Annotated in this window: 19 protein-coding genes; 12 read left to right on the top strand and 7 right to left on the bottom strand. The window is 46.7% G+C overall.

The annotated features are described in order from the left end of the window. Positions 1-95: 95 nt before the first annotated feature. Together BUA14_RS20060 and BUA14_RS20055 are read left to right on the top strand one after the other, a co-directional pair. Positions 96-779 (top strand): YjjG family noncanonical pyrimidine nucleotidase, encoded by a 684-nt coding sequence (locus BUA14_RS20060; protein ID WP_072774220.1) that lies wholly within the window; start codon positions 96-98, stop codon positions 777-779. Positions 780-823: 44 nt separating this feature from the next. Then, the gene (locus BUA14_RS20055) at positions 824-1,534 is read left to right on the top strand and encodes an SDR family NAD(P)-dependent oxidoreductase (protein ID WP_072774219.1); all 711 of its coding nucleotides are present in this window, start codon (positions 824-826) and stop codon (positions 1,532-1,534) included. A gap of 2 nt (positions 1,535-1,536) precedes the next feature. Here BUA14_RS20055 and BUA14_RS20050 read toward each other — a convergent pair whose 3' ends face one another. The 4 genes from BUA14_RS20050 to BUA14_RS20035 all read right to left on the bottom strand — a co-directional run bounded on the left by BUA14_RS20050 (position 1,537) and on the right by BUA14_RS20035 (position 4,729). Then, positions 1,537-1,761 (bottom strand): helix-turn-helix domain-containing protein, encoded by a 225-nt coding sequence (locus BUA14_RS20050; protein WP_072774218.1) that lies wholly within the window; start codon positions 1,759-1,761, stop codon positions 1,537-1,539. Between the two features lie 11 nt (positions 1,762-1,772). Then, positions 1,773-2,243, bottom strand: coding sequence for a DUF2975 domain-containing protein (locus BUA14_RS20045; RefSeq protein WP_072774217.1), 471 nt, complete (start codon positions 2,241-2,243; stop codon positions 1,773-1,775). 257 nt (positions 2,244-2,500) lie between these two features. Beyond that, positions 2,501-3,394 carry a homoserine kinase gene (gene thrB, locus BUA14_RS20040; RefSeq protein ID WP_072774216.1) on the bottom strand — a complete coding sequence of 298 codons (894 nt, stop codon included), beginning with the start codon at positions 3,392-3,394 and terminating at the stop codon, positions 2,501-2,503. Between the two features lie 39 nt (positions 3,395-3,433). Then, complete coding sequence (locus BUA14_RS20035; RefSeq protein WP_072774215.1) at positions 3,434-4,729, bottom strand: homoserine dehydrogenase; 1,296 nt, start codon at positions 4,727-4,729, stop codon at positions 3,434-3,436. 481 nt (positions 4,730-5,210) lie between these two features. Here BUA14_RS20035 and ilvE point away from each other — a divergent pair, with 481 nt between their 5' ends. From ilvE to leuB, 8 genes are all read left to right on the top strand, one after another. Continuing rightward, the gene (ilvE, locus tag BUA14_RS20025) at positions 5,211-6,092 is read left to right on the top strand and encodes a branched-chain-amino-acid transaminase (RefSeq protein WP_072774213.1); all 882 of its coding nucleotides are present in this window, start codon (positions 5,211-5,213) and stop codon (positions 6,090-6,092) included. A 133-nt stretch (positions 6,093-6,225) separates the two neighbouring features. After that, positions 6,226-7,917 (top strand): dihydroxy-acid dehydratase, encoded by a 1,692-nt coding sequence (ilvD, locus tag BUA14_RS20020; protein ID WP_072774212.1) that lies wholly within the window; start codon positions 6,226-6,228, stop codon positions 7,915-7,917. A 6-nt stretch (positions 7,918-7,923) separates the two neighbouring features. Next, on the top strand, positions 7,924-9,609 hold the full coding sequence (gene ilvB / locus BUA14_RS20015; protein WP_072774211.1) for a biosynthetic-type acetolactate synthase large subunit: 1,686 nt from the start codon (positions 7,924-7,926) through the stop codon (positions 9,607-9,609). Positions 9,610-9,614: 5 nt separating this feature from the next. Then, entirely contained in the window at positions 9,615-10,094 is a 480-nt protein-coding gene (ilvN, locus tag BUA14_RS20010; RefSeq protein ID WP_072774210.1) for an acetolactate synthase small subunit, read from the top strand. Between the two features lie 228 nt (positions 10,095-10,322). Further along, a complete protein-coding gene (gene ilvC, locus BUA14_RS20005; RefSeq protein ID WP_072774209.1) occupies positions 10,323-11,324 on the top strand; it encodes a ketol-acid reductoisomerase in 1,002 nt (333 codons plus the stop codon). A 249-nt stretch (positions 11,325-11,573) separates the two neighbouring features. Next, the gene (gene leuC, locus BUA14_RS20000) at positions 11,574-12,839 is read left to right on the top strand and encodes a 3-isopropylmalate dehydratase large subunit (RefSeq protein ID WP_072774283.1); all 1,266 of its coding nucleotides are present in this window, start codon (positions 11,574-11,576) and stop codon (positions 12,837-12,839) included. Continuing rightward, positions 12,839-13,327, top strand: coding sequence for a 3-isopropylmalate dehydratase small subunit (locus tag BUA14_RS19995; protein ID WP_072774208.1), 489 nt, complete (start codon positions 12,839-12,841; stop codon positions 13,325-13,327). Before leuC ends, BUA14_RS19995 begins: the two co-directional genes overlap by 1 nt. Next, positions 13,320-14,378, top strand: a complete 1,059-nt coding sequence (gene leuB, locus BUA14_RS19990; protein WP_072774207.1) for a 3-isopropylmalate dehydrogenase — start codon at positions 13,320-13,322, stop codon at positions 14,376-14,378. The genes BUA14_RS19995 and leuB overlap by 8 nt, the downstream gene beginning before the upstream one ends. Positions 14,379-14,586: 208 nt before the next feature. On the opposite strand, the gene BUA14_RS19985 is transcribed toward leuB, so the two are convergent. The 3 genes from BUA14_RS19985 to BUA14_RS19975 all read right to left on the bottom strand — a co-directional run bounded on the left by BUA14_RS19985 (position 14,587) and on the right by BUA14_RS19975 (position 17,526). Next, positions 14,587-15,975 carry a 4Fe-4S binding protein gene (locus tag BUA14_RS19985; RefSeq protein WP_072774206.1) on the bottom strand — a complete coding sequence of 463 codons (1,389 nt, stop codon included), beginning with the start codon at positions 15,973-15,975 and terminating at the stop codon, positions 14,587-14,589. Between the two features lie 33 nt (positions 15,976-16,008). Beyond that, on the bottom strand, positions 16,009-16,458 hold the full coding sequence (locus tag BUA14_RS19980; RefSeq protein ID WP_072774205.1) for a hypothetical protein: 450 nt from the start codon (positions 16,456-16,458) through the stop codon (positions 16,009-16,011). A gap of 801 nt (positions 16,459-17,259) precedes the next feature. Further along, entirely contained in the window at positions 17,260-17,526 is a 267-nt protein-coding gene (locus BUA14_RS19975) for a type II toxin-antitoxin system Phd/YefM family antitoxin (RefSeq protein WP_072774204.1), read from the bottom strand. 1,156 nt (positions 17,527-18,682) lie between these two features. On the opposite strand from BUA14_RS19975, the gene BUA14_RS19970 reads away from it, so the two are divergent. Further along, a complete protein-coding gene (locus BUA14_RS19970; RefSeq protein ID WP_072774203.1) occupies positions 18,683-19,861 on the top strand; it encodes a M24 family metallopeptidase in 1,179 nt (392 codons plus the stop codon). 30 nt (positions 19,862-19,891) lie between these two features. Beyond that, positions 19,892-20,872, top strand: a complete 981-nt coding sequence (locus BUA14_RS19965) for a D-2-hydroxyacid dehydrogenase (RefSeq protein WP_072774202.1) — start codon at positions 19,892-19,894, stop codon at positions 20,870-20,872. Positions 20,873-20,931 lie beyond the last annotated feature (59 nt).

Here is a 20,931-nt window from a genome sequence, read left to right as displayed (position 1 = left end):
AGCGCTTCGTCTGAGAAGCTATACCTGTTATACTAAAGATGAAATAAACCCTTGGGGGCTATTGGCGAAAATAGATAACTCAGGAGGATAGCTCAGTGTATAAAGCGTTATTTTTTGATGTGGATGATACCCTTCTGAATTTCGAACAGTGCAGTCGGGAAGCACTGGGCAAGACATTCCGTCATTTCAGTATGGACTACAATGACACCGTTTACGAGCTGTTCCGCAGCATAGACCAGCGATTATGGCTTCGGCAAAAACAAGGCGAACTTACCGTTCAAGATGTTATCAACCTTAGATTTCAGGAATTATTTAAACAGCTAAAGCTTGGGAACTCCCATATCCCTTTGCAGACGATGTTTCAGGAGAGATTGGCGGAAGAGTTTTTCACTGAACCCCATGCGGCGGAATCCCTGGGCTATTTAAGCGCTCGCTACCAACTCTTTGTGACCTCCAACGGTATTTTGAAAACCCAGCTGAAACGTCTGGAGCTAGCCGGCTTATTGCCTTATTTTACAGATGTATTTGTCTCTGACCATATCGGCCATGAAAAGCCCAGTGTCCGATTTTTTGAGGAGTGCTTGAGAAGAAGCAGGTTGGAGCCCAGGGACGTGCTGCTCATCGGCGATAGCCTTGAAGCGGATATGGTCGGGGCTCAAAACAGCAAGATGGACTCTTGCTGGTATAATCCAAAACATAAGAACACGGATTCTGATGTGAAGATTGATTATATTATTGCGGATTTGCTGCAGCTTAAAGACATATTGCCGGTGATATAATATATTTTCACAGTCAGGAATTTCTTTGATGATAGGTGATGGTTATGGAAGGTAAAAAAGTGGCGGTTGTCACAGGCGGCAGTTCCGGAATGGGATTGGCTACTGCCGGGAGGCTGAAAGAGGCGGGGATAGAGGTCATTATCTTTGATATTCAAAAGCCGCCGGAGGAGTTTCCGTTCTATCATGTTGATATTCGCGATGATGGCCAAATTAAGTCAGCACTATCCCATATCCCGCAACTGGATATTTTAGTGAACAATGCAGGGATCTATTTTGAGAGATATTTGGAGGATACCACCAATGAGGAAATAGACAACATGGTGGATATCAATATTAAAGGAACGTATCTGATGACACGCAATGCTCTTGCTAAAATCAAAGAAGCACAAGGCTCGGTCATTATCATCGCGTCGTGTTTGGGACTTGTGCCCGAATTGACATCTCCTCTGTACTGCACCACAAAAGCGGGGCTTATTATGCTGACAAAGTGCCTTGCCCAGCAATATGCGGATTGCGGAGTGCGGGTCAATTGTGTGTTGCCGGGGCCAATCGATACCCCTCTCCTGCAAAAGAGTTTTCCCGATGAAGCAGCCGCTGTCCGTTGTGCGGAGCGTGTGCCCCTAAAGCGGCTTGGGGAACCGGAGGATATTGCCAACATGGTGGCTTTTCTTGTGAGCGAGGAGGCCGGATACATAACAGGAGGTGCTTTCCCCGTTGACGGAGGAGTATCCTCGTCAAGCCTGTATTCGAAATGAATCTAATTGGCTTCACTGTTATTCTCTTCATAATATTCCAGCAGATCGGCAGGCTGGCAGTTTAATTCCCGGCAGATAGCTTCAAGGGTTGAAAAACGGATGGCTTTGGCTTTATTGTTTTTGAGGATGGAGAGATTGGCCTGGGTGATATCCACTCTTTCCGCCAATTCAGCAAGGGAAATTTTGCGTTTGGCCATCATCACATCAAGATTGACTAAAATAGGCATGGCGTACTCCTTTATATAGTTAGATCGTTTTCCCCTTTTATTTTATAGGCCATTTTAAATACCTCAGCTAAAACTAAGGCCAGACAGCCTAAAAGTATATAGATAAAGGAAGTAGCCTTGATCACAAAATTGGGGGTGCCAATAAGTATAATCCCTTGATGGGAATTCAGATTGCCTATCAGATCGAATGCTCCCAATACGAAAATGCTAATGGCTATGGTGTAAAAGCTTTTAATATTATTCGGACAGAAGGGATCACCAATCTTAACCGTTAAAAGAATTGATTTCAATTTGAAAATCATAAAAATAAAAATGCCGCAAAAGATAAAGGTAAAGAGCGTGCTGATGATCAGATCTAACCCTGCAGTTGAATGATCAAGGAAAGATTGACTAGAAGCGGCAAAAGCTAAAAGAACCAGGAAAAAAATGGTTATATTAAGAAGGGTTATAAGGAATTTGGATACCGACTCTGCGGAATTCATAATTAGTTCCTCCTCCAAAATGTATTCAAACTGTATTTGCTTATAATATATCAAATAATATATCGATAATCAATATTAATTTTCTGAATATCAATATTTATTCTTGCCAAATTACCAACCGGTTGGTAATTTGCCCGATAAGAAAAGGCCGTTGCTGAGGAACCTTAAACTTTAAAGTTCACTTGGCAACGGCCTTTTCTATCAAACCGGTCAAAATCAGGACGAATTTTGGCTTATTCTATAAGGATGATAACCTTTTAAATAACTGCAGCCCCTTCCGAGTCGACGGAAAGGAGGTAGGCCTTGGCTGTTAAGCCATGAGCTGCCAAGGAGTCCACCATAGCTTGAGAAACTTGCTCAGCCTTATCGGAAGAGACCAGGGCAAGAATGGTAGGGCCGGAGCCGCTGAGAGCGGAACCGTAGGCCCCGGAATCCAGTGCCACCTGCAAGGTTTCCCCAAGACCGGGAACGAGGCTTGCCCGCTGGTTTTGGTGCAGCCGATCCTGCATACCTTCCTTAAGGAGCTCGTAGTTCTCATGGATCAGTGCTTCCACCAGCAGGGCTGTCCGGGATAGATTATAGACGGCATCTGCCCGGGAAATGGAGACAGGCAGCACATTGCGGCTTTTTTCGGTGGATAGATAGAAGTCCGGAACGATGGCTAAGGCCATGAATTGAGGCTGGGAATGCACTATCCTGGCAATGACTGAGGTCTCTGTGGTGACGGCCAGGGTAACTCCCCCTAAAAGTGCCGGAGCCACATTATCAGGATGCCCTTCGATCCGATTAGCGATCTGAAGGATTTCCTGTTTGCTTAAGACTCCTCCCGCATATTCATTGGCCGCCACCAAGCCGCCGACGATGGCTGCGGAGCTGCTTCCCATGCCACGGGTGGGGGGGACGTTGTTTTCCAAATCCAAAGAAACCGTTGGTATTTCAAAGCCAATGGCCTCCCATAAAGTACACATGCTTTGCCAAACGAGATTGGTCTCATCCGCAGGGATGTCTGCAGTATAATCCCCTTTTAAGGTGATCTGAAAAGCATCGCTGGGTTCTATCCGGACAACATTGTATAAAGAAAGGGCCATACCGAGACAATCAAAGCCCGGCCCTAAGTTGGCAGAGGTGGCCGGTATTCTGACACAAACCATGATGATCCTCCTTAATTCTTACTGACTTCCGCCCAGGGCTTAATCATAATGCTCGCCGGATTCAAAACGGATTACATTGTGGATGGAGAGCACTTTGCTGTAGGCCCGGACCGAATCCAGAGCTTCACGCAAGCAGGATTCCTGAGTGGGGTGGGTGACCAGAACAATTTCCGCTTCCTGGCGTTTTTTCTGTTTTTGAATGATGGAAGCAAAGCTCACTCCGGCCTCGGCGAAAAGGAGGGCTAAGGTAGCCAGCACCCGGGGTTCATCCTTGACCCGCAGTCGGATATAGAAAGCGCTTTTGAAATCCTGTTCGCTTTTGATGGCTAATTCATTGTAACAGGTGCAATTAATGTTAGCCGTAGAATCCGCATTGATATTCCGGACCACTTGAATGATATCGGAGACAACGGCACTTCCGGTGGGAAGTGAACCGGCACCCCGGCCATAGAACATGGTTTCGCCAACGGCGTCTCCCACCACATAGATGGCATTAAAAACCCCGCTGACGGCAGCCAGGGGGTGGCTGTCGGGGACAAAGGCAGGATGGACACGAACCTCGATGCCGTCGGCCTGAGCTTTAGCCACAGCCAGAAGTTTGATGGTGGAATTGAGCTCACGGGCATAGGCGATGTCTTCAGAGGTAATCTTAGCAATTCCTTCCACATAGACATCGTTTACGGTGACCCGGGAGTTGAAGGCGATAGAAGCGAGGATGGCCAGTTTGCGGGCGGCATCCAGGCCGTCCACATCTGCGGTGGGGTCGGCTTCCGCATAACCTAACTCTTGAGCTTCCGTCAGGACTTCCTGATAGTCCCGGCCCTGCTCGGTCATAGCAGTCAGAATATAGTTGGTGGTACCGTTAATAATCCCCAGGACCTCAGAGATTCTATTTCCGGCCAGAGACTGCTTCAGGGCGGCGATAATAGGAATGCCGCCGGCTACACTGGCTTCAAAATAAAGGTCTTTGCCCGCTTCTTTAGCCGCATCCAAAAGCTCTTGTCCATGCAGGGCCAAAAGATCCTTATTGGCGGTCACCACATTCTTTCCTTGTTTAAAAGCTTCTAATATATAGGTTTTGGCCGGTTCGATGCCGCCCATCACTTCGACGACAATACTGATGTCGGGGTCGGAGAGAACATCGGCGGCCTGATCGGTCAGGGTAAAATCCCCTGCGATTGAGCGGGGAGCCTTAAGGTTCCGCACCAGGACCTTGGAGACTTTAATCTGACTTTGGGAACGGTTCTGTATATCGTTAGCATTTTGCTCAAGGATCTGAATTACGCCACTGCCGACGGTTCCGAGACCCAGCAGTCCAATCTTAACGATCTGCATCAATTCTCCTCCAATCCATTTTGTGAAAACAAATGTGTTTGCATTGTGGACATTATAATATGGTTTTTTTTCTTTGACAAGACTTTTTCAAAATGGGTTGACACTGCCAACTGTGTATTATAAACTTAGTTATAAATGAAAGAATGTATTATAACAGTAGGAAGTGTACCTAGGGTTCCGGGAGTTGCTCCGTCTGGTCCGAGCGGTACAAAATCCAGAGCATGGATTTACACCGTGGGCAGAAAATACCCGAGCGGAAAGTTCCTCGAGAGGGTAGGAACACCGCTCGGTTTTCTACACTGTCAGAAAGTATAACTTCGTTGCATACTTTCCTCCAGCATAAGTGCAACCAACGACTTCGCCTTTCTGGATGCGTGATTAAAAGACACGGCGAAGCCGGGTTTTCTTTATAATATTCAGGAAATTTTCTATTATAAACAGTTTTAGCATAGTTTTAGCATATTTAAAGGAGAGATTTTGTATGGAAAAGTTAATTTATCTTAATGGTGAATTTGTAACCAAAGCGGAGGCCAAAATTTCGGTATTTGATCATGGTTTTTTATATGGAGATGGAATTTTCGAGGGTATTCGGGCGTATCATGGCCGCATATTTAGATGTAAAGAGCATCTTGACCGTTTATATGAATCGGCTAAGACCATCATGCTGAATATCGGCATTACCAAAGAGGAGATGGAAGAAGTCCTGTGCAGCACCCTGCGCAAGAATAATCTGGATAACGCCTATATCCGTCTGGTTGTGAGCCGGGGCGTGGGGGACTTGGGACTGGACCCCAATAACTGTGTCGGCGCCAGCATTATCTGTATAGCCGACCAAATTAGAATCTACCCCCAGGAAATGTATGAGCAGGGATTGGATGTCAAAACCGTGGCCGTACGCCGGACCAACCCGGATTCTCTTAGCCCCCGGGTGAAATCCTTGAATTATCTCAATAATATTATGGCCAAAATCGAATCCATTCAAGCCGGTGTAGTGGAAGCGATTATGCTGACTCAAGAAGGCTATGTTGTGGAAGGCACCGCCGATAACATTTTCATCCTCCGCCGGGGAGCCTTGCTCACCCCCCCTCTGTCATCGGGATGTTTAGAGGGTATTACCCGCAACGCCGTCATCGAACTGGCCAAAAAGAGGGGGCTCGAAGTTCGGGAAGAGCTGTTTAACCGCCATGATGTCTATAACGCAGAGGAATGCTTTTTAACAGGTACGGCAGCCGAATTAATTCCTGTGGTTAAAGCCGACGGCCGCGTCATCGCCGACGGCCAGCCTGGTGAAATTTTTAAAGAGCTTCTGAAGGATTTCCGGGATTTGACCTTAGTGGACGGGGTGCCGATTAATAAAGCATAATCTCCGGCGAAAGGTTATCGCTGAAAGAAGTCTCGTTCTAATGAACAAACAATAGGATGAAGAAGGAAAATTTTGAAAAAAAGCCAATACTATAGATATAGATAATTTGAACAGAAATAGTGGAGGAAAAACTATGAACAGCAATACCATAAAAACAGGAATTGACCGGGCGCCCCATCGTTCCCTTTTAAAAGCTTTGGGACTGACGGATCGTGAGCTCAGCAAACCTTTTATCGGTGTGGTCAATTCTTTTACCGAGCTGGTGCCCGGTCATATGCATCTTAGACAAGTCACAGAAGCCGTGAAAGCAGGGATCAGGGCAAACGGTGGAACCCCTTTTGAGTTTTCTACCATAGCGGTCTGTGACGGAATTGCCATGGGTCATGAGGGGATGCATTATTCTTTAGCTAGCCGTGAAATCGTGGCCGATGCCATTGAGGTCATGGCCAAGGGCCATCAGCTGGATGCCTTGGTCTTAATCCCCAGCTGTGACAAGGTGGTTCCCGGGATGTTGATGGCTGCCATGCGCTTAAATCTCCCGGCCATTGTGGTCAGCGGCGGTCCCATGCTGCCCGGCCGGTTTGAAGGCAACACCGTAACCCTGAGCACAATTTTTGAAGGGGTGGGACAGGTCCACGCCGGCAAAAAGGACGAAGCCTGGCTCCATGAGCTGGAAGCCAAAGCCTGCCCAACCTGCGGCTCTTGTGCCGGGATGTTTACCGCCAATTCCATGAACTGTCTGACCGAGGCTCTCGGCCTGGCTTTACCGGGCAATGGCACCATTCCTGCAGTCTACTCCGAGCGTTTAGCTCTTGCTAAAGAAACCGGCCATCAGGTTATGGAGCTTTATCGTCAAGACCTTAGACCCAGAGATATTGTCACCCAAAGCACTCTGAAAAATGGAGTAGCCGTGGATATGGCCTTAGGCTGTTCCACCAATACTATCCTTCACTTGCCGGCCATCGCCAACGAAGGGGATATTGACTGGGATCTGGGCAAGGTTAATGAAGTCAGTGAAAAAACCCCCCAAATCTGTAAACTTGCCCCGGCTTCGGAAACTCCTTTGGCTGCACTCCATGAAGCAGGCGGGGTCAGTGCGGTTCTCAAACAGCTTTTGGATGCCGGATTGATTGACGGCTCCACCATGACTGTGTCCGGAGTAACTATGGCAGAACGCTTAAAGGATGCCCAAGTCGTGGACCCTGAGATCATCCGCCCCCAATCCAACCCCTTCTCCCAAAGAGGGGGATTGCGCATCCTCTTCGGCAACTTGGCTCCTGAAGGAGCGGTCATTAAACAAGGTGCGTTAAGCAGTCAGGACTTTGTCTTTGAAGGCTCAGCCAAGGTCTTCAATGGAGAGGTTCCCGCCGCCGAGGCCATCCGCAATCTGGAAATCAAAGCCGGCGACGTAGTGGTCATTCGCTATGAAGGGCCAAAAGGCGGGCCGGGTATGCGGGAGATGCTGGGGCCGACAGCGACCTTAGCGGGTATGGGCCTGGATTCCGATGTGGCTTTGCTCACAGACGGACGATTCTCAGGTGCCAGCCGCGGCCTTTCCATCGGTCATGTCTCACCGGAAGCCGCCTTGGGAGGGGACATCGCCCTCTTAAAGGATGGAGATAAAATTCGCATTGATATTGGTCAAGGCCGTCTTGAGTGGGTCGTATCTGAAGAAGAAAGAGAACAGCGCCGACAAGAATTCGCAGCTATGGCAGTTAAGCCCGATCATCTCAAGCCTGAACTACGCCAAGGCTACCTGGGACGGTATGCCTATTTCGTACAATCTGCTTCTAAAGGAGCGGCCTTACGACGAGTAAAGGAGTGATAACATTTGGGGAATGAGAAAGAGAGTATTACCTATGCCACGGGAGCGGCTCTTTTGCTGGATTCCTTGGTCCAGGAAGGAGTAGAAGTCCTTTTCGGGTATCCCGGCGGAGCCGTTTTGCCCATCTATGACGCTCTGATCAACAGCCCGATCCGGCATCTGCTGCCCCGGCATGAGCAGACTGCGATTCATGCCGCCGATGCCTTTGCCCGGGTCAGCGGCAGAGTAGGGGTATGTCTGGCCACCTCCGGGCCGGGAGCAACGAATTTAGTCACCGGGATTGCCAATGCCTATATGGATTCCATACCCGTTGTGATCTTAACCGGGCAAGTCCCCACCAGTCTATTGGGGACGGATTCTTTCCAGGAAGTGGATATCACAGGGATTACCCTTCCCATCACCAAACATTCTTACCTGGTCAAGGACCCGCGGCAGATCCCGCGGATCGTCAAGGAGGCCTTTTATATTGCCAGCACGGGACGACCCGGCCCTGTCTTAATCGACTTGCCTAAAAACGTTCTGGCAGCAACAGATATCAGTCCGGCCCCGGCAGAGCTGAACCTGAAAAGCTATAAGTACTTTACCAAGGGGAATGCGGGGCAGATCGAAGAAGCCGCCCGGGTCATTGCTCAGTCCCAGCGGCCGGTTCTCTATGCCGGGGGAGGAGTGATCACGGCCGGAGCCGGTGAAATCCTTCAGCAAGTGGTGGAAAAGGCCAACCTTCCGGTGGTCACTACCCTGATGGGGATAGGAAGCCTGCCCACAAACCACCCCAATGTTTTGGGCATGGTGGGGATGCACGGGACTGTGACGGCGAATTATGCCGTAGATGATTGTGATCTGCTGATTGCCATCGGGGTCCGCTTCGACGACCGGGTCACCAGCGGTTTAGGCCATCGTTTTGCCACGAAAGCCAAAATCGTTCATATCGATATTGATCCGGCCGAAATCGGCAAAGTCGCAAGAACCAAGGTACCCATTGTGGGCAATGCCAAATTGGTTTTGGAAGATCTTTTGCCGAAAATCAGCAAACCGGAAATTTCGCCTTGGTGGGAGCAACTCCGCTTGTGGCAGGAAGAAAAACTCAAGACCGATAATCCCAACCTCAATCCCCAGGTGATTATTGAGACTCTAGGCGAAATTGCCGAGGAAGATACCATTGTCACCACCGATGTGGGCCAGCATCAGATGTGGGCCGCCCAAGGCTATCCGGTTCCAGCCCCCCGGCACTTTATCACCAGCGGCGGTCTGGGCACCATGGGTTTTGGATTGCCTGCAGCTCTCGGAGCTCAAGTCGCTGCTCCTGAAAGCACTGTTTTTCTGGTCACAGGGGACGGCTCCTTCCAGATGAGCATTCAGGAGCTGGCTACCGCCGTGCAATACCAGCTTCCGGTGAAGATTATCCTCATGAATAACGGGGTTTTAGGTATGGTTCGCCAGCTGCAAATGGTTTTTTGCGATGAACGCTATAGTCAGATTCAGCTTACCGCCAACCCTGATTTTATCAAGATTGCCGAAGCTTACGGCATTCACGGAATCCGCGTTACGGAGACTTCCGAAGTCCGCGATGCTCTCTTGGAAGCTATTAATCATCCCGGTCCGGTACTCATGGATTTCATTATATCCGAAGATGAAGTGGTCTCTCCCATGGTCCCCCCAGGGAAGGGACTCACAGAAATGTTGGGGTGGTGAGGAAAATGCTGCATACTTTAGCGGTTCTTGTCGAAAATAACCCTGGTGTATTGACCAGAGTGGCCGGATTGTTCGCCCGGCGGGCCTACAATATTAACAGTCTCTCGGTGTGTCAGACGGAGAATCCCGGCATTTCCAGGATGACCATCGTTGTCGATGGGGATGATACAGTGATTGAGCAGGTTTCCAAACAGCTGCATAAGCTGGTGGTAGTTCATAAAGTGACGGATCTGACCAACGAGACGGTGGTGGATCGGGAGCTGGCTTTAATCCGCATCAAGGTGAAAGCAGATACCCGCCTGGAAGTCCTGCAAATCGTGGACGTTTTCCGGGGCCGGGTGGTGGATATGGGACGAAGCAACCTGACCGTAGAGCTCACCGGAGACGAAGAAAAAATTGATGCCTTCGTAAAAACCATACGCCCCTTTGGGCTGATGGAATTGGTGCGGACCGGAAAGATTGCCATAACCCGTTTGGAAGGCTAATCAGGCTGTCTTTATCTAAACATTTCCAATATACAGAGTTGTTATAAAACCGCCTAAATGCTGTTTTCTGTTGTACAACAGGATTAGATGTGCTATCATGAGATAGTACATCTAATCCTTATATTTCACTATTTCTTAGAAATGCATCTTAGGCTGGCAAAACATTATATTAATAAGGTAATCCTCAGTTAAAATTAATCTTCAGGGGATTCAAAAGGAGCGTTTATCATGGCAAAAATGTATTATGATTCTGATGCAAGCTTGGAATTACTCCAAGGCAAAACCATTGCAGTGATGGGTTATGGGAGCCAAGGTCATGCTCAGGCTCAGAACTTAAAAGATTCCGGTCTCAATGTCGTCATCGGTCTGCGTGCCGATTCCCGCCGCTGGAAACAGGCTGAAGCAGCCGGTTTAAAAGTTGCCACTGTGGCTGAAGCAGCAGCTCAGGCTGATCTAATTCAGATTCTTCTCCCTGATGAGCGTCAGGCCTCCGTCTATGAGAACGAAATCAAACCCCATCTTACCGCAGGCAAATGCTTAGTGTTCTCTCACGGCTTTAATATTCATTTTGGTCAGATTGTACCTCCCGCTGATGTGGATGTTTTCATGGTCGCTCCCAAAAGCCCCGGCCATCTGGTGCGCAGAACCTATGAAGAAGGAGCCGGAGTCCCCGGATTGATAGCGATTCATCAGGATGCCAGCGGCCGTGCTTATGATCTAGCCTTGGCTTATGCCAAAGGTATCGGTTGTACCCGGGCCGGAGTTCTGGAGACCACCTTCAAGGAAGAAACGGAAACCGACCTCTTTGGTGAGCAGGCCGTACTTTGCGGCGGGGTATCCGAATTGATCCGAGCAGGCTTTGATACCTTAGTGGAAGCCGGCTACCAACCGGAGAGTGCTTATTTTGAATGCTTGCATGAATTAAAGCTGATTGTCGACCTCATCTATGAAGGCGGCATCAGCCGGATGCGTTATTCCATCTCCGACACCGCCGAGTATGGGGATATGATGATCGGGAAACGCATCATCACCGATGAAACCCGCAAAGAAATGAAAAAAGTCCTGGCGGAAATCCAGGATGGCACCTTTGCCAAAAACTGGCTCTTAGAGAACCAAATCAATCGTCCTTCCTTCAATGCTATCGAGCGCAAAGACGCCGAGCATCCTATCGAAAAAGTGGGAGCTGAGCTTCGTGCCATGATGCCCTTTATTAAGAAGCCCGGTGAATAACCATACTTGAATCCCCCTCGGGGGGAAGCCTCCTTCAGCTACCCGGACCTTTAGCTGTCTCCCGCCCCAACCACCACCTTTTTACCTTTCTCCCAGAAAGAGTTTAACCCGACCCACGGAGCGTTACGAAATTTATTTGCTCATTGCATCAAACTTGTTTATCAGATAATGACATGCGCTTTGTTCGTAATAACAAAGCGCATGGTTCTATATAAGTGGCTCTATATAAGAGGAAAGGAAATGAGAGATATGGCAATGACCATCACTGAGAAAATTCTTGCCGAGCATGCCGGTCTGGATAAGGTGGTACCCGGTCAATTGATTACCGCCCAACTGGATCTGGCCTTGGCCAATGATATAACCGGCCCGGTCTCTATCCGGGAATTTGAGAAGTTTGGTGTGGAAACCGTTTGGGACAAGACCAAGGTCGCCTTGGTTCCCGACCACTTTACCCCCAACAAAGACATCGCTTCTGCGGAATTAAGCAAAGCCTTAAGAGAATTTGCCAAAAAACAAGAGATTGTTCATTATTGGGAGCAGGGAAGAGTGGGTGTTGAGCACTGTCTTCTTCCTGAGCAAGGGGTGACCCTGCCGGGGGATGTGATCATCGGCGCCGATTCCCACACCTGCACTTACGGGGCTTTGGGTGCTTTCGCCACGGGAGTGGGCAGCACGGATTTAGCCGCCGGTATGGCTACCGGGGAAGCCTGGTTCAGAATTCCGGAATCCATCAAATTCATATTCAAAGGGACCAAGTTCCAGCCCTGGGTCAGCGGCAAGGATTTGATCCTTTACACTATCGGCAAAATCGGGGTGGACGGCGCCCGCTATCGGGCCATGGAATTCACCGGGGAAGGTATCGCCGCCTTGTCCATGGACGGCCGTTTAACCATGTGCAATATGGCTGTGGAAGCCGGGGCCAAAAACGGCATTATCCCTCCCGATGAAAAGACCCTGGCTTATGTGAATGAACGGGCCAAACGTCCTTATAAAGTCTATCACAGCGATCCTGAGGCTCAGTATGTGGAAGTCTATGAATGGGATGTGGCCGATATTCCCCTACAAGTGGCTTTTCCTCATTTGCCGGAGAACTCCAAACCCGTCAGTGAAGGGAAAGGAATCAAAATCGATCAAGTGGTCATCGGCTCCTGTACCAATGGCCGCCTGGAAGATATGCAGGTGGCAGCCCAGATCCTCAAGGGTCAGAAAGTCCATGGGGATGTGCGCTTAATTGTCATCCCCGGAACTCAGGATATTTATAAGCAAGCCATGAAGGAAGGCCTGATCGATATCTTTATCGATGCGGGAGCTGTGGTCAGCACTCCTACCTGCGGACCTTGCTTAGGCGGATATATGGGAATCCTAGCCAAAGGGGAGCGTGCTCTTTCCACCACCAACCGGAACTTTGTCGGACGGATGGGACATCCGGAAAGTGAGGTCTACCTGTCCGGACCGGCTGTAGCGGCAGCGTCGGCAGTAACCGGGGAAATCTCACATCCAGAGGAGGTGTTATAATGGCTAAGGCCTGGAAATTCGGAGATGATATCGACACCGATGTCATTATACCGGCACGCTATTTAAATCAAAATACTCCCGAGCATTTAGCGGTTCATTGCATGGAAGATGCTGACGCTAATTTTGCCAAAGAGGTAAAGCCCGGCGATGTGATCATCGGCGGCAAAAACTTTGGCTGCGGTTCTTCCCGGGAACATGCTCCGGTAGCCATTAAAGCAGCAGGGGTGAAAGCGATCATCGCCGATTCTTATGCCCGGATCTTTTACCGTAACTCCCTGAATATTGGTATGCCTATTTTGGAATGCCCCGAGGCAGTTCAAGGTATCGAAGCAGGGGATGAGGTCTCTGTGGATCTGGAGACCGGAAAGATCGTCAATCTGACCAGAAACACTGAGTTCGAAGCCCGGCCTTTCCCGCCCTTTATGCAGGATCTGATCAAAGCAGGGGGACTTATTCCATATGTGAAAGGGAGACGAGAACATGCCTAAAATTGCAGTATTGCCCGGCGATGGCATCGGGCAGGAGATTATTCCTCAGGCAGTACGGGTGCTGAAAGCAGTCTTGGCGGAAGCGGATGCTGACTTTGAGTTTCAGGACTATCCCGTAGGGGGAGCAGCCATCGAATTGGTGGGGAAAGCCCTGCCGGATGAAACCTTGCAGGGGTGCCGGGAAGCTGACGCAGTTCTGTTAGGTGCGGTAGGGGGACATCAATGGGATCATCTCCCGGCCTCAGAGCGTCCGGAGACAGCGGCTCTCTTAGGCCTGCGCAAGGGGCTGAATTTCTATGCCAATATCCGCCCTGTGCGCATGATTCCCAGCCTGTTAGCCACTTCTACCCTTAAAGAGGATGTCCTGGACGGGGTGGATATGGTAGTGATCCGGGAATTGACCGGAGGGGTTTATTTCGGAGAAAAAGGCCGTTCAGATAATCCCCGTTCAGCATACGACAAGATGAGCTATTCAGAAGAAGAGATTCGGCGCATTCTGGTCCAAGGCTTTGAGACAGCCATGCTCCGCAATAAAAAACTCTGTTCCGTGGATAAAGCCAATGTTTTGGAAACCTCCCGCCTCTGGAGGGAGATAGCCAATGAATTGGCTAAAGAGTACCCTGAAGTGGAACTCACTCATATGTATGTGGATAATGCGGCCATGCAATTGGTTCGCAACCCCAAGCAATTCGATGTCATCGTCACGGAGAACATGTTCGGAGATATTCTCACCGACCTGGCTTCGATGCTGGGAGGCTCCATCGGTATGCTCTCCTCAGCCAGCTTAAGCGGCAGCCAAGGGATGTATGAACCGGCTCACGGTTCTGCCCCGGATATCGCCGGTAAGAACCTGGCTAATCCCCTGGCTACCATTCTTTCTGCGGCATTAATGCTTCGCTATTCCTTCGGTATGGAAGCCGAAGCACTGCGCATTGAAAATGCTGTGGAAAAGGTCCTGGAGCAGGGGTATCGGACCGGGGATCTGGCCCAAGCAGGAGATAAGGTTGTAGGAACGATAGAGATGGGCGATGCAGTCTTAGCTGCGCTATAAGGTTTGCTTAGTGCCTTTTGCCGACAAAGAAGTTATATAACAAACTTCCATATCCTCGTATCAATATAATATGCTCACTGCAAAGCCCCAGGGTCATTATCCCTGGGGCTCTCGATTTACCTCGGTACACTCTTGCTTCGTCTGTTGCTTGTTTTCAGACCCTCCGGTACTCTCTTTACCTCTTTAAGGACATTGCCCTTAGCTTCAGCTACATGCGCATAGCCATGGGAAGGATAAACAGACCGACATTAACAATCCCCAGAATAACACTTAATACCGCGAAAGGCATAAAGCTGGCAAAAGTTTTTCCTTCTGCCGCAAAATTGTATTTCGAGATTCGGTAAGCTGTATAGATTGATCCCAGGGTACCCAGTCCAATTAAACCAAACTGAAGCATTTGAATGGTTGAATTACTGAAGATAGCAGCTGAAGCACCGTGAGTTTCAACTCCGAATAAGGCCAGGAAAGTGAAGAGGACCGACTTGCCTTCAGCCAGAAGATGAAACAGATTGTGAGCAATGTGCCCGGCCAGATCCAAAGGTATCAGAGAATAGCCAAAGATAGCAAAATTTTGGATAGTGCTTTTCTTGTTGGAGAGTTTAGCAAAATAACTGCTTGCAAATAATGCAAGTACAGGAATGGCCATAGCAATAATAAAGGTGATGGTAAAGGTTACAAAGTAATTATCTGTTCCAACAAAATTCTCCAGGGAAGCAAGCATCTTTCCCCAGACTTCCAGCATGGTGATATTCTGTACAAAAACAATTCCCATAATGATAACGGCTAAGAAAGATTCTTCAAATTTAGGTTTTTTAATAAACCATAATCCTTTGGTCGGGACACGGGTGCTCAATTGAATCGAATCATTGGGACAGGTTTTAATACAATTGGCACAGAGATTGCATCTGGCCATGCTATCCATGGTACGGGGAAATTCAAACATGGGACAGCCGGCAACTTTGCTTTTTCCCTTATAGCAGGATTGAGTCGTACATTGTGCACATTTTTCAGGAGTAGCATGAAGCTCAAGGGAACCCGACCGTGCATAGTTACCCGATAAGCCGCCGAGAAAACACAGATACCTGCACCAGGTACGGCGTTCGAAGAAGGCTCCGCTGATTATCACACCCGTTGTGATGATCAGTAACAGTACACCCGAGCCTCTGGGACTTTCAACGATCCCAAAGGTATGGTCCGCCCATGTGATTAGTATAAAGAAAATATCAATCAGCCATATGCCATATTTCTTTAAAAATTTAGGAACAGGACGGTTATTGCCGACAAACTTTTGTATCCAGTCGCTTACAGTGGCGAAGGGGCAAATTGCACACCAAAAACGTCCCAGAAGCAAGAAAATAATCGGAATCAGCGGCCACCAGAGTACCCAGGTTCCTGCCGTGCCGAAATTATCATGGGCTGAACCTGGTCCGGCCATGAGCTCAAAAACAATAAGTGCAAAAACGAATAAAACCGGCCACTGAATGATTCCTGGAAACCACCGGCTCTTAAGCATAGCTTTGATCACCCTATTATCAAGCAAATTCTTTTTGGGTGAATCCGGATGTCTGACTGGATCTGCTTTTTTAATGACTGCCATCAATTTTACTCCTTTACCGAGAAAATTTATCACCTATTTCATAAACTTGAGAATTCCCGCGCTGACAATAACAAGTGAGTTAATGCCTAAAAAGCCCCAAACCACAGGCCAATTAACCCCTACCGGCTCCTCTTCACCGTGTTCCTTGCCTTGAGTCTTTTCCGACTGGCCATGTCCGTCTTCCTCAGCTTTTTGCCCGCCTTCCTGCACATCCGGCTTATCCATATCCATGTCATGTGAGGTTTCATTTAAGTCTATCTCCGTTGAATTGCTATCCATTGAACCGCCTTTCATACCGGCCATTCCCACGGTAATATGGCCATTTGCTTCAGTCGGGGATTGAGCTTGTGCTGCTGTTTGCGCGACAATTTGTACTGTGCTTTGACTTGCCGCAGAAGTCACTTCATCAGCTATGGCTACAGAGGCAAATGGAAACAACAGCACTAAGCTTATCCCTCCAATCAGAATCTTTTTTTTCTTCAAAACTAATTCCTCCGATCAAAATAATAGGAAATACAATGGAATTTTATCTTAATAATTTGATTTTCTTGTAAATATCCTATGATTTTTTAATGAAGAGAGATATGATGACAAAAACCAGGAATAAATACTTAAGCTGCGTGATGCAAGACGCATTCAATGACATGGAGGTTTGCCAATTATGGTTTTTATTGGCTAAGTGGACTTGAATATTTCATCCGCTAAAAGCACATTATAATGTCGAAGGGTACGTAATGGTTGAGCCAAGATTTATATGTGCTTCATAATCGGGGTATATATGAGTCGGTCAAAGATGATTTATAGGCGTCCGTTTATAAATTGTCGGAGAGAAGATTCTTGTGGGTAGGGAAAAGCTTTTAGCTAGTCGATTAACCTTGATTATCTAGGGGTTCCAACTTATCTGCTTGGGTCGAGCTAAGATTGTGCTGGGTTTTGGAAGATTTTTTATATATAGAGATACACTCCAAAGGTGCATTGCTATATGTAAATTTTTCGGTCTACTTTAGCCGTAAGGTTAAAGCAGGCTGGGTAGATATCCAGTATGGTCGAACGAACCATCATTTGGGGTGGCGATTCTGCTTAGCCATAGTCGCAAGATTATGTTTGGGTAATAAGTTATCTCACTTGGTGCAAGGTAGATCATTGCGTGCTCTTCTTTGATAAGTATATAAAATCCTCCTCATTCCATTCGTGCAGGAAGAGGAGGATTTTTATTTTGCAAGTTGTGATATCCCCGCGCCTCCATAAAAAACACGCATAATAACAACCTCTTTACATTCAGAGTTAATAAGGTAGAACATTTTCCCTTAGTTTGCCAAAGACTTCACTTCCTGTGAGAAGAGGTACCCCTTCCTCAAGTTGTTTTTCTGCAGCACTTAGTTTCCGATAGATTTCCAGAAGTCCCATCTGTTTCTCATAGGTATCTATACTCATAACAACAAGATGCGCGATTCCATTTTTGGTTATGAACACAGGTTCATCTTTTTGGCAACATAGTTCAGAAATTTTTCCTGTGTCTCTCAGATCAGCCATCGGACGAATGATAGGCATTAAATCAGCTCCTTTCATGTTACTATTGCGCTAAAAAATTGAATAAAATTCAGTCATAATTATGTCCGAATAAAGTACATAATTTCAACTCTCTCTTACTCAACTCCGGGTCAATATTTCACGAATACTGCAAAAGGTTATGCAACAGACTATTATAAGAGACAAACGGGAGCCGACTTCATTCCATGATTGAAACACGTAGGCTTTCGGATACGTTTTAGTAAGTTTGAAAGGGGGGCGATTTATCATGAGCGACAAAAGCAAGAAAACTAAAAAGAATGCCAAACAATCGGAAAAACAAAATAATTCAGGAGAGTAATCAAATCTTACACTTTAAAAATACTCCATGGCCACCGCTGAGAAGGAATTGTACTTGCCGAAAGTTATTCTGAATAAATGAAAATGAAATCAGTATAGTTCAGACGAAAAACATGTCCCCAAACACGACAACGTTGTCGCGTTTGGGGACATGCAGCAGGTATTATGAATTTCTTCTTCATGTGTGTGCCGATTGCAACAATAATCGAATTTCATATATAGATAATTATGCAAAGCAATTGGTAGAAAAATTTTTTCTGCAAAAGTATGAGGAAGATTCTGCCCTTGAATCTCAATATAATTATGTCATGGTACAGAAAATGCTTTAAAAGTATGCCTTTAATGATTTGCGTTCAAGGAAGGAAGACTCCTTATTTTTCAATAAAACAATTATAGACTTTTTGCTGAATGAAATAATAATGTTCTTTTAAATAATATTTCTGTATTAGCTGGCCTGGCGGTAAATACTTCCCCCAGTACCAGATTATTTTTTGGGGAATCTTAAATTGTGATGGACAAATCTCCAAAGCTTTTGGAAAATAGTGCTATTAGACCTGAAATTGACGCCATAGACCCATTGCCCATCCTCATCACGATTTGAGGAGCATCAGGTGACATGTTCATATTTTACGGAATAGAAAATAGTTGGTTTTATGTTCCCGTGGACTAGCTTCGAGGGACTTTTTGTTTATTGTCCGGGTATTTTTGTATAGCACTTTACAGAGTTTTTTGACTTGAAGTATTAAACTATTATTAAAATATAAATAATTTTTTACAAATTCATCAATAACTACATGAGCCTGTGAAATCTTAGATAAAATGAAGGGAGAATGACAAATTGACTAATTTAGGTGAAAGATTCAAATGCCCGATCCCTAATAAGGAACTAGAACGTCGGTGGTCAGCAATAAGAGAAGCGATGAAGGAACAAAGTATTGACGGCCTCATTATCCAAAATCATAATCAGTTTCTTGGGGGATATATTCGTTATTTTTTAGACATTCCTGCTCCCACTTACGGGACAACAATCTTTTTCCCGGTCAATGAAGAAATGACCGTCATCAGCCACGGCGCTATTGACGGCCCTGCTGTTCCGCCTGCATGGGCAACGCGGGGAGTGCTGGCGTCTAAAACCTATCCAATTATTCAAACTCTTAATTATACGGACTACGACGCCCCTCAGGCTATAGTAGAGAAAATTAAGGATTCACACTACAAAAAAATTGGTTTGGTAGGATTAAGTTTAATCAGTGCGGCGTTATATCAGTACATTGTTGCAAAGCTTCCTGGTGTGGAGATCGTAGATGCCACGGATTTGGTTGACGCGATCAAAGCTGTAAAGAGTGAAGACGAGATCGCCTTGATAAGGAAAACTGTTGCGTTACATGATCACCTTGCGGAAGCTGTGCCGGTCCTTTTCCGTCCAGGACGCAAGGAGTCGGAAATTCGCAGTGAATTAAAACGATTGGCAATGGATATGGGTAGTGAAGAGCAAAATATCGTGGTCGGGACAGAAGCTAATGACAAAGCATTTATTGTTGACCCATTTTTTGATAATCGAGAAATCAAACAGGGTGACAGAATGGTTATTCTGATCGAGGTCAATGGACCGGGCGGCTTCTATGGCGAAATTGCTAGAACATGGTGTTTAGGTGAGCCATCCCAAGATGTACTCGATGCCTATGCAATTGCAACAAAAGCACAGAAATATATAGCCGGGATGCTTAAGCCCGGAGCTGCTCCGTCGGACCTGTTTAAAGCTAATAATGATTTTTTGATAAGCCATGGATATGCTCCTGAAAAACGTTATTTCGCTCATGGGCAGGGATATGACATGGTAGAGCGTCCGGCCTTTGTTCCCAGAGAAACCATGTTGCTGAAAGAAGGCATGTTTTTAGCGATTCATCCGACGGCTGCAAACAATAAAGCATTGGCTTTCAGCTGTGATAATTACCTCATTACTGCGAAAGGGGCAGAACTTTTGAACAAAACGCCGCAAATCGTTTTTTCTGTCTAACCAATTTATCAATTAAGTTTGGAGGATGCTATGAATATAAATAAAATTGCTATACTTGATAATAAACCACGTCCGTTCATCCAGAAACATCATGTTAAAGATATGAAACAAGTTATACCTGAAGTGGAAGTCATTTATGCAGATGACGCGCGTGAACTCATGGCAAAAACTACAGATGCAGATGTTCTTCTTACTTTTCCTTACGTGGAAGGTATAGCGGACTTTTGTAAAAAGACTCCAAGTTTAAAGTGGATCCATGGCGTTGTCTCCGGGGTCGATGGGTTTATGAAACCGGAAATCCAGGATCGGAATATTCGGATTACCAGTACTAAAGGTATCCACGGTATGCCCATCGCTGATCATGTCTTGGCATATATTTTTTCCTTTCTCAGAGCGTTTCCGCACTTTAATGAATATAAGCGTTCTAAAGTATGGGGGGATGCAGCATATTCTTTATGTGATGAGACGTATAATAAGACCGTTGGCATTATAGGCTTAGGAAACATTGGATTATATTTGGCCATGAAGTGCAAGCTGTTGGATTTTAGAGTTGTCGGTTTGAAGAGGAATCCTATTGAAAGCGAATGGGTCGATAAGTGCTACATTAATGCCCAGATAGAAGAATTCTTGGGAGAGTGTGATTTTGTTATTGCAATTGTCCCTTTAACCTCTGAAACCCAAAACATGATTGGGGAGAGAGAGCTCCGAATGATGAAGAACTCTGCTTTTTTAATCAATATTGCCCGTGGTGGAGTAATTGATGAGAATGCCTTGATCAGAGCTTTGCAAAATAAAGTCATTGCTGGTGCCGGGCTTGATGTTTTCGTCCAGGAACCGCTTTCCCAAAGCAGTCCTTTATGGGATATGCCTAATGTAATTCTGACGCCGCATTCCGCTGCCCAATCTCCATTTTATAATGACCGGGCCAATGAAGTCTTTCTGGAAAATCTCCGGAGATATTATAGAGATCAAAAGCTGTTATTTGAAGTTGATAAGAATCGTGGTTGGTAGTTGAAGAACCGTTTTAACTTAGTTTTTCTTTTGATGCTGTTTATTTCCAACGAATTTTC

Source organism: Desulfitobacterium chlororespirans DSM 11544, from assembly GCF_900143285.1.
GTDB classification, from domain to species: Bacteria; Bacillota; Desulfitobacteriia; order Desulfitobacteriales; family Desulfitobacteriaceae; genus Desulfitobacterium; species Desulfitobacterium chlororespirans.
This window is presented reverse-complemented; position numbering and strand designations above follow the sequence as displayed.